This window comes from Dietzia sp. NCCP-2495 (genome assembly GCF_026011735.1).
GTDB lineage: Bacteria > Actinomycetota > Actinomycetes > Mycobacteriales > Mycobacteriaceae > Dietzia.
In genome coordinates this window covers 21548-30223 of record NZ_BRVN01000027.1, presented here as the reverse complement: position 1 = coordinate 30223, position 8676 = coordinate 21548, and the positions used below count along the sequence as shown (strand labels likewise).

At 70.8% G+C, this 8676-nt stretch carries 5 protein-coding genes and 1 pseudogene; 3 read left to right on the top strand and 3 right to left on the bottom strand.

The genetic code is table 11. From position 1 onward, the window contains the following. A pseudogene (locus OPF83_RS15675) lies at positions 1-663 on the top strand (hypothetical protein); the annotation flags it as partial. A 48-nt stretch (positions 664-711) separates the two neighbouring features. On the opposite strand, the gene OPF83_RS15670 reads toward OPF83_RS15675, so the two are convergent. Then, positions 712-2019 (bottom strand): FAD-binding oxidoreductase, encoded by a 1308-nt coding sequence (locus OPF83_RS15670; protein ID WP_264888552.1) that lies wholly within the window; start codon positions 2017-2019, stop codon positions 712-714. 60 nt (positions 2020-2079) lie between these two features. Then, positions 2080-2799 (bottom strand): hypothetical protein, encoded by a 720-nt coding sequence (locus OPF83_RS15665; RefSeq protein WP_264888551.1) that lies wholly within the window; start codon positions 2797-2799, stop codon positions 2080-2082. A gap of 151 nt (positions 2800-2950) precedes the next feature. Here OPF83_RS15665 and OPF83_RS15660 point away from each other — a divergent pair, with 151 nt between their 5' ends. After that, on the top strand, positions 2951-3964 hold the full coding sequence (locus OPF83_RS15660; protein ID WP_264888550.1) for a DUF368 domain-containing protein: 1014 nt from the start codon (positions 2951-2953) through the stop codon (positions 3962-3964). Positions 3965-4095: 131 nt separating this feature from the next. Next, positions 4096-7539, top strand: a complete 3444-nt coding sequence (locus OPF83_RS15655; protein WP_264888549.1) for a DEAD/DEAH box helicase — start codon at positions 4096-4098, stop codon at positions 7537-7539. 70 nt (positions 7540-7609) lie between these two features. Here OPF83_RS15655 and OPF83_RS15650 read toward each other — a convergent pair whose 3' ends face one another. Continuing rightward, positions 7610-8401, bottom strand: a complete 792-nt coding sequence (locus OPF83_RS15650) for an ROK family protein (protein WP_264888548.1) — start codon at positions 8399-8401, stop codon at positions 7610-7612. Positions 8402-8676 lie beyond the last annotated feature (275 nt).

Genomic DNA, 8676 nt, shown 5'->3' with positions numbered 1-8676 from the left:
GGGGACGAAGGCTGGGGCGATGACCGGGGCGAGGACTGGGGCGATGACGGTGGTCGCGGCGGCAACTCCACACCGTGGATGATAGCCGCCGCGCTGCTGGCGATTCTGCTTGTCGCCGGCGTCGTGACGTGGCTGGCCGCGCGGAACGGCGACGGGGATCAGACGGCCGCACCCACGACCTCGGCGACCCAGTCCACCGTCACCACCACGGCCAGCAGCACCCGGCGCAGCACCACCTCCACCTCCCCGACCACCACTGCTCCGCCGAGCCCGGCTGCCCGGTGCGCCGCGGGGTTCATCGAGGACCAGCTCGGTGAGGGCACCAGGGTCCGCGAGTGCGATCCGGAGTTCCTGTTGGTCACGGTGCGAGGCGGCGAAACCCAGCTCTACACCTGGAGAGGTGATGCCTGGGACTTCCTCGCCGAGCCCACCTCGGGCGTGTGTCGGGAGCAGCTCGAGGAGCTGGGCGTACCGGACCAGTTCCGCCGCGTGTTCCAGCCCTGTGGTGTCACCACGAGCCCCACCACCACGTCGCCGACCACTGACGAGACCACGACGAGTCAGTCTTCCGATCCCACCACCACGGAGCCGACGACCACCACGAGCGGTGAGGACGAGCCGGAGACCACCACCGAGAACGGCGCGGCGGGCGCGGGGGAGTAGGGGCAGGCGACGCGGCCTGCTGCGCGGCGCCAGCGACGCCGCCTGAGGTCAGGGGCGGTCGAAGCTGATGTTCTCGCGTGGCGTCCCGGCCGCGACCATCCCGCGGACCGTCGCCCGGAGCATGTCGGGCGAGCCGGAGACGATCACCTGACGGTCGGCCCACGTGCCCCAGCGGGTCACCACGTCAACGAGTGTCCCGAGCTGCCGACGGTGCAGCGTGCGGGGTAGATCGTGGGCGGGGCCGGCCCACCACGGGTCGTCGGCCTCCTCCGCGACCGGCTGGACCGTGAGCCAGGGCGACGTGGCGGCCAGGTCGACGAGCGTCGGGAGGTCGTACAACTCGCCCGGATAGCGGGACCCGTAGAACAGGTGGACGCGCGGATTCTCTCCGAACCGCATCATGTCCATGAGCAGGCAGCGCAGGGGCGCGATCCCGGTGCCGCCGGCGATCATCAGAACGTCGCGGTACGGCTCGGTGCGGTCCACCTCGAGCAGCCCGAGCGGCCGGGCCAGGACCCAGCGGTCGCCCACCTCGACGCCGCGGACAAGGGATCCGCTCAGCGCGCCGCCGGGAACGTCACGGACATGGAACTCGATCTGGCCCGCGGGGTTGGAGGGCATCGCGGGACTGAGCCGCCGCCACACCCCGGGCGAGTACGGCGTGAGCACGCTGAGGTACTGCCCCGGGTGGTAGTCGATCATCACGTCGCTGACGAGGCGCACCACCGCCACATCGCGCGTGGGGCGCAGCACGTCCACGACCGTCGCCCCGACCCGGGCGGGCCCCTGATCCTGCTCCGCACCCTGCTGTAGCGCCGAGGACAGCACCCGGTACGCGGTGGTGAGCGTGGTCTGGAGCCGGTCGTCCCAGGCGCGACCGGCGAGGTGCCGCAGCGTGCTCCCGAGCGCCTCGCCGAAATGCTGGTGATGTGCGGGCGTGAGTTCGAGTTTGCGGTGGTCGGCGCCCAGGTGGCGGGCGAAATCCACCACCTCCTCCACCGTGGCCTGATCGCCGCGCGCCTCCTCGGTGGTCTCCAGCGCCCACGACATGGCGCGCACGAACTCCCGCAGCACGGGGCCGGGGTCGCGGGGGAACATCTCGCGGAAATCGGGGTCCACGCTGCGCAGAGCCCGGGAGAACTTCTCCGGGAACCGCTCGTCGCACAGCAGGTCACGCAGCACGAGCAGCGGCGGGCCGGAGGTGTCGATCTCGATGGGCGAGTCCAGGGGGCCAGCCAGCGGGTCGTGGCGGGGCCCCAGGAACGGGTCCAGGTCGATGTCCCCGACGAGCTCCTCGGCGGCGGAGATACGGAACGCGTCGTCGTCCGCATGGTCCGGTCCGGGGTCGTTGCCCACGTGCTGTGCCTCCCGCCTCGTCGTCGTCGGATCCAGCCTAGCGGCGCCGCGCGGCGAGGATCAGCGGCCGAGCGAGATATCGATCCCCGTCCGCAGTTCGCCCTCGGAGTAGACGAGTTGGCCGCGTCCGGGCAGTTCGACCAGGTACAGCGAGCCGCCGGGGGTGACGTCGGGGAAGGAGAAGGTGAAGGTGCAGGAGGTGAGGTCGCCGCCGTCGTAGGCCAGCAGGCTTTCTACGGAGCGGCCGGTGTCGGCCTCGAGGAGGGTGAGGACTGTGCCCTCGCCGATGTCGGACAGGGTGACGGGCATGTCGCAGTCGGCGCCGTCGCCGGAGACGGGCTCGCCGGGGGTCGACACGACCGTGAACGTGCCGTCGGCGGTGAACGCCCCGGTCGCCCCTGGTGATCCGGGTGATCCGGGCGCCGGGGCGAGTCCGAGGCCTGGTGCCGGCTCGCCGAGCGGGAGGGTGTCGCGCAGGGCGTCGAACCCCTCGGCGCGGTCCGTGTCGGGGAGGAGGAAGAAGCCGCCCAGGAGGACGACGACGGCGACGGCCAGCCCCCCGATCACCAGCGCCGAGGCACGGGGGTTCGTCGCCCGCGGCGTCCCGGTGGGCGGCTGCTGGTCCGGCGTGACAGGAGGCGGCGTGGCGTGCGGCGTGGCGAACGGCAGGGCATCCGAGGGTTGCTGCGGGTCCGGTCCGGGGGTCGGCGACGGCAGTGGCCGGGCCGCGTCGCCGTACCGGTAGGTGCCGTTGGCCAGCGGGGGATAGTGCATCGGCATGGCGCACGCTTCCTTCCGGCCGTCGGATTCGGATGCCGTCGGATCCGGAGGTCGATTCTAGTCGCCCCGATGGTGACGGGTTGGACACAGTCGGGGGCGCGGAGGGTGTGGCGAGTGGGCGGATGGCCCTTCGTCAGGGAAGGTGAAGGACATGTCACAGGAGCCCTTGCATCCCGAATCGGTGCATCATGACCCCGTTGCGGACTCTGATCTCGACCCCGCGAGCCCCGTTCCGACCCGCCCGGGCCCGATCGAGGCGGTCGGCAACGTCCTCCGCGGCGCGCTGATCGGTATGGCCGAGATGGTCCCCGGAATCTCGGGCGGCACGGTCGCACTGGTGGTGGGCGTGTACCCGCGACTGCTGGACACCGGCGCGCACATCGTCGACGGACTGCGCTCGTCGATCCTCGGTTCGGACCGCGCCGCCCGGACCCGCGCCGCGTTCCGGCACGCCGACTGGTGGCTGCTCGGTCTCCTCGCGCTGGGCATGCTCACCATGGTCTTCACCATGGCGGGCGTGCTGGGCGGTTTCGTCCAGAACCACCCGGAGATCTCCAGCGGGCTGTTCTTCGGCATGGTGGCGGCGAGTATCTACGTGCCGTGGTCCATGGCTCGGCAGACCCCGGGCGGCCGGACCTGGGTACTCGCGCTGCTGCTCGTGGTGGGGGCCGTGCTGGCGTTCTCGCTGACCAGCCTGCCGCGCGGCGAGATCGAGGACCCCTCCTACCTGTTGGTGTTCGTGGCCGCCGCCGTGGCGATCTGCGCGCTGGTCCTGCCGGGTATGTCGGGCTCGTTCCTCCTCATGGCGCTCGGACTGTACGTGCCCACCATGAACGCGGTGAGCGACCGCGACGTGCCGTACATCCTGGTGTTCGTCGCCGGAGCCTTTGTGGGGATCGCCCTGTTCGTCAAGGTGCTGGACCGACTGCTCGAGGACTTCCGCAAGCCCACTCTCATCGTCATGGTGGGCCTGATGATCGGCTCGCTGCGGGCCCTGTGGCCGTGGCGCGACGACGAGGTGGGTGCGGTGTTCGCCCCCGGCGATGACTGGCCGGTGGTGGTCGCCGTCGCGATCGGTGGTGCGCTCATCGTGGGGATCGTCATCGTCGTCGAGCGCGCACTGTCGCGGCGGGTCGAGGCCACCTCGGACGCGCCCGCAGCCTGAGGCAGGCTCAGGCGCGCGGTCCGGCGATATCGCTCACGTCTGATTCCACAGCCCCTGTCCGTCTCCACAGGCGACCGTCTCGGCGCTCGTCGTGGCACGCCGGTGCCGTCGTCCTCCTCTAACCTGGCGGCGTGCTCCAGTCCAACGTGTGGGTTCCCGAGGCAGACATCGAGTCCTTCGTGGGTTCCGCGGCCCTCGGCCGCGCCGGCGGCTACGCGAACTCGGACACCATCCGCCGCATCGCCTACGACGCCTCGGGGCGCCGGCTGAGCGCCCAGATCAAGGGCAGTGGCACCAGCTGGTACTCCACCACCGTGACCCTCACGCCTCCGGGGCCGGACGGCGCCGCCCGCCCCACCCGCGCCCTGTGTAGCTGCCCCGTCGCGCTGAACTGCAAGCACTCCGCCGCCCTGATGCTGTACGTGAGCATGCTGGCGACGCGCGAGGCGGCCACGGCGGACTGGCGGTGGCAAGCCGAGGAGTCGCTGCGCAGCCTCGTCGAGGAACGGCGGGTGGTCGAGGACTCGCCGACCATCGGCCTGCAACTGACGGTGGTGGCGGACGACCTGGGACCGGATCCGTCGAGCGGGGTCCAGCCGGGGCTCGGCAACCGGCTCAAGGCGCGCATCGTGGTTCCGGGCGCGGGCGGGCGGTGGAAATCGGCCGGCGTCGAGTGGGACCGCCTGCGGTACGGCTGGGACGGCGGGCTGTCGCAGGTGCAGTCCGGGTGGTTCCGTGCGGTGGACGCCATCGCGAGGAGTCATCGCCAGGCGCGCGTGTGGCTGGATCTGTGTGACGCCGAGGTGCCCGCACTGTGGCCGCTCATCGCCACGGCGGCCGAGTCGGAGGTGGAGATCGTGCCCGGCGACGGGCTTCTCGAGGTGGTACCGGGACCGCCGCGCCGCGTCGGCCTGTCCACGTGGGACACCGGGTCGGGGCTGATGGTGGTGGCCGCCGCCGAGCTCGTGTCAGACCGGGGGGACGACGACGAGGGCGCCGAGCTCGACGACGACGACGGTCACGGCGACGACGACCTCACCCACGCCGACCCCGCCGCCACCTCCGTCACCGACCCTGCCGCCACCGACCCCACCGCCACCCGTCCCCTCCCCGGCGCGCTTGTGGGCGAGCGCGGGGACATGGTCGCGGTGATCAACGACCGGGTCCTCGAGCTGTCTCCGGTCGGCAGGCTCGGCCCGGGCATGGCCTCGCGGCTGCGCAACTGGCGGGCCCTGACCATCCCCGACGACGCGGTGCCGGAGTTCTGCGCGGAGTTCCTGCCCGACCTGCTCGACCACTTCTCGGTGACGGACCGCGAGCGCAGGCTGGAGCTGCCCGAGTTCGACCATGTGGAGCTGGAGCTGTCCATCCGCCCCTCAAACGGTGGCGATCTACGTCGTGGCCGTATGCGCCGGGTGCCCGGCATGGATCTGATGGTGCAGTGGCAGCACGTGATGGTGCTGCGCATGTCGGACGGGGCGTTCGCGCGGCGCGCACGCCCCCTGACCGCCGGCGACATGGGGCGCGGCGGGGCGCACGAGGTCGATGCGCGGACCATCGAGCTGATGGACGCGATTGCCGACGCCGGCTGGGCTTGGCTACTCGAGCCCGGCGAGTTCCGGGTGACAGAGTCTGACGCTGGGACATTGCTGGCTGACGGCGTGGCTGCGCTGAACGCGCTGGACGACGTCGGTGTGACCGTGACAGAGGAGGTGCCCGAGGTCCGGCGGTCCACCGAGGGGCTGCGGGTGTCGGTGGTGACCGAGGACGACTCGTCCGGCATCGACTGGCTGGGCCTGTCGGTCACCGTGACCGTGGAGGGGCGGCCGGTGCCCTTCGCGGCGATCTTTCAGGCGGTCGTCACCGGACAGGACGAGTTCCTCACCGCCGACGGCATCCTGGTGTCTGTCGACCTGGACAAGTTCGGGGAGTTGAAGGTGATCCTCGAGGAGGCGATCGCAGCCTCAGCCGAGAAGGTCGGACGCATTCCGGACAAGTCGAAGATGCGTATCGGGCTGGGGCAGGCCGGGTTGTTGTCCGACCTGGTCGGTCTGGCCGACGACATGGAACCGCCGAGTGGTCGCGCGAAGGCCTTACTGGAGCTCGCCTCGGACGCACCCGATCCGGTTCCCGTGCCCGCCGTGCTCGAGGCGGACCTGCGGCCGTACCAGCAGCAGGGCCTCGACTGGCTGGCCATGCTGTGGCGACACAAGATCGGCGGGATTCTCGCCGACGACATGGGGCTGGGTAAGACCATCCAGTCACTGGCGCTCATCGCCCACGCCCACGAGACCCACACCCACGCCGACGGCGTGGGATCGACCCCGGAGGCGTCACCGGGTCCGTTCCTGGTGGTGGCGCCGTCGTCGGTGGTCCCCAACTGGGAGGCCGAGGCCCGCAAGTTCGTGCCCTCGCTCCGCGTGGCGCGGAGATCCGCGACCGAGGCCAAGTCGCCCACACGCGTCGCCGAGGACGCTGCCGCGAACGACATCGTGGTGACCAGCGCGACCGTCCTGCGGCTGGACGCCGAGTCGTACGCGGGCGTCGAGTGGGCGGGCGTGATCCTCGACGAGGCGCAGCAGGCCAAGAATCCCGCGTCCAAGCTGTTCGCCGCCTTGGCCGGCCTCCGCGCGGAGTTCCTGTTGGCGGTGACGGGCACACCGATGGAGAACAACCTCACCGAGCTCTGGGCCGTGTCCGCCCTGTCGTGCCGAGGCGTGCTTCCCGACGCGAAGGCGTTCAAGGAGCTCTACCGGAATCCGATCGAGAAGGCCGGCGATTCCGCCGCACTGGATCGGCTGCGGCGGCGGCTACGGCCGTTCCTGCTGCGACGTCGGAAGGAGCTCGTGGCCGCTGACCTGCCGCCCCGGACCGACGCGGTCGTGGAAGTGGAGCTCACCGCCGCGCATCGCCGGATCTACGAGCGGGAACTCGCCCGTCAGCGCGCGGCTTTGATGGAACTGCTGGACGATTTTGATTCCAACCGCATCTCGATCCTCGCCGGACTCACCGTGCTCCGCCGACTGTGCCTTGACGCCTCACTCGTGGATCGGGCCCACGAGGGCGTCCCGTCGGCCAAGACGGACGAACTCATCACGTCACTGCGCGAGGTGGTTGCCGAGGGGCACCGGGCGCTGGTGTTCAGTCAGTTCACCACGTACCTCGACACCGTCGTGGACCGACTGCGGGTCGAGGGGATCACCGTCGCGCACCTCGACGGTAAGACCACCGACCGGGCCGGAGCCGTGGGAGCGTTCACCGAAGGCGGCGCGCAGGTGTTCTGCCTGAGCCTCAAGGCCGGTGGCGTGGGTCTGAACCTCGTGGGTGCCGACTACGTGTTCCTCCTCGATCCGTGGTGGAACCCGGCCACCGAGGCCCAGGCCGTGGACCGGGCGCACCGCATCGGTCAGACCCGCCCGGTGCTCGTCTACCGGATGGTCGCCCGAGACACCATCGAGGAGCGCGTGGTGGAGCTCCAACAACGCAAGGCTGAGCTGTTCGCCTCGGTTCTGGACAACGGTGAGCACTTCTCGGCGGCCCTCACCGCCGACGACCTGCGGGGGCTGCTCGACTAGTTGGGCCAGTGCCAGTGCCAGTGCCAGTACCAATGCCTCTGCCACCGGCCCGTGTCCGTTCCCCGATCCGTCAGCGGGTCTCCGGCAGCGCGAGCCCCGCGGCGACCGCGGCCCCGAACAGTGCGGTGTCGCGGGAAGGAGAGAAGACGACCCGGGGCGTCGGCACCGAGGTCGGCAGGGTGTTCATCTGCTCGGTGACGGGCCCGTGCAGCGCCTCACCCAGACCTACCACGATCCCGCCGGTGAGCAGCACCGTGCGCGGTCGGAAGAGCTGGACGGCGTCGACGAGGAAGGACGCGAGCCGGTAGGCGTAGATCTCGGCGGCGCCGTCGCCGTGTCCGCGCTCGAGGTCGTACAGGCCGTGACCGCCGAGCGCCCACCACGCCTCGGTGTTGGTGGCGTCGTCCACAACTCGCCAGTGCCCCAGATCCCATCCGGTCACCCCGCAGGGATGGATGAGGGCTCCGTGACTGTTCAGGGCGCCGAACGCGAGGGACTGGCCGAGCGAGATCGCGATCCCGCCCTGTCTGACATTGGGGAGTCGGGTGATGGCCAGCGCGTGGGCGTCACCGTCGCCGATCACCGAGACCGGGGCGTCGATCCGTGAGACGAGCTCGGCGCGCAGTGCGCCCTCGGCCCACGCGGCGGCGCGGGAGCGGAGCACGCGGCCCCGGTCGGCGTCGACACTCCCGCTGATCGAGACCCCGACCCCGGCCGGCGAGGGGTTGACGGCGAGGACGGCTCTGGCGAGGTCCTCGGCCGTGGCGACCTCTGCGGTATGTACTCGCACGACGTGACCCCGTTCGACGGCGCCGATCCGCGTCCCACTGCCGCCCATGTCGACCACGACGCCGTCCCGCATCACCGCACCTCCGTTCCTATCCGTCCATTGTCTACCGAATTCTCGCTCGGTGAAGGAATTGCGATAGTAGGGGAGGCGTTCGAGGTCAGAGCGCGCAGCTCGGGGCGCAACGAGGGGCGCAGAGGGGGACGCAGCGGGGGCGCAGCGGTACGGCCTGACTCTGTACGGAGGTGACTGAGTTCACGCGCGCCACCTCAGCATTGAGCGGAATAGACTCAATGTTGGCGAGGTTGAAGAGAGTGTCCGGCCGGCAACGCGCCGGTCTTGATCCCAGT

Bases quoted from the DNA above. Each gene is read 5' to 3' on its own strand.
- OPF83_RS15665 (WP_264888551.1), bottom strand. From the start codon at position 2,799: ATGCCGATGCACTATCCCCCGCTGGCCAACGGCACCTACCGGTACGGC.
- OPF83_RS15660 (WP_264888550.1), top strand. From the start codon at position 2,951: ATGTCACAGGAGCCCTTGCATCCCGAATCGGTGCATCATGACCCCGTT.
- OPF83_RS15650 (WP_264888548.1), bottom strand. From the start codon at position 8,401: ATGCGGGACGGCGTCGTGGTCGACATGGGCGGCAGTGGGACGCGGATC.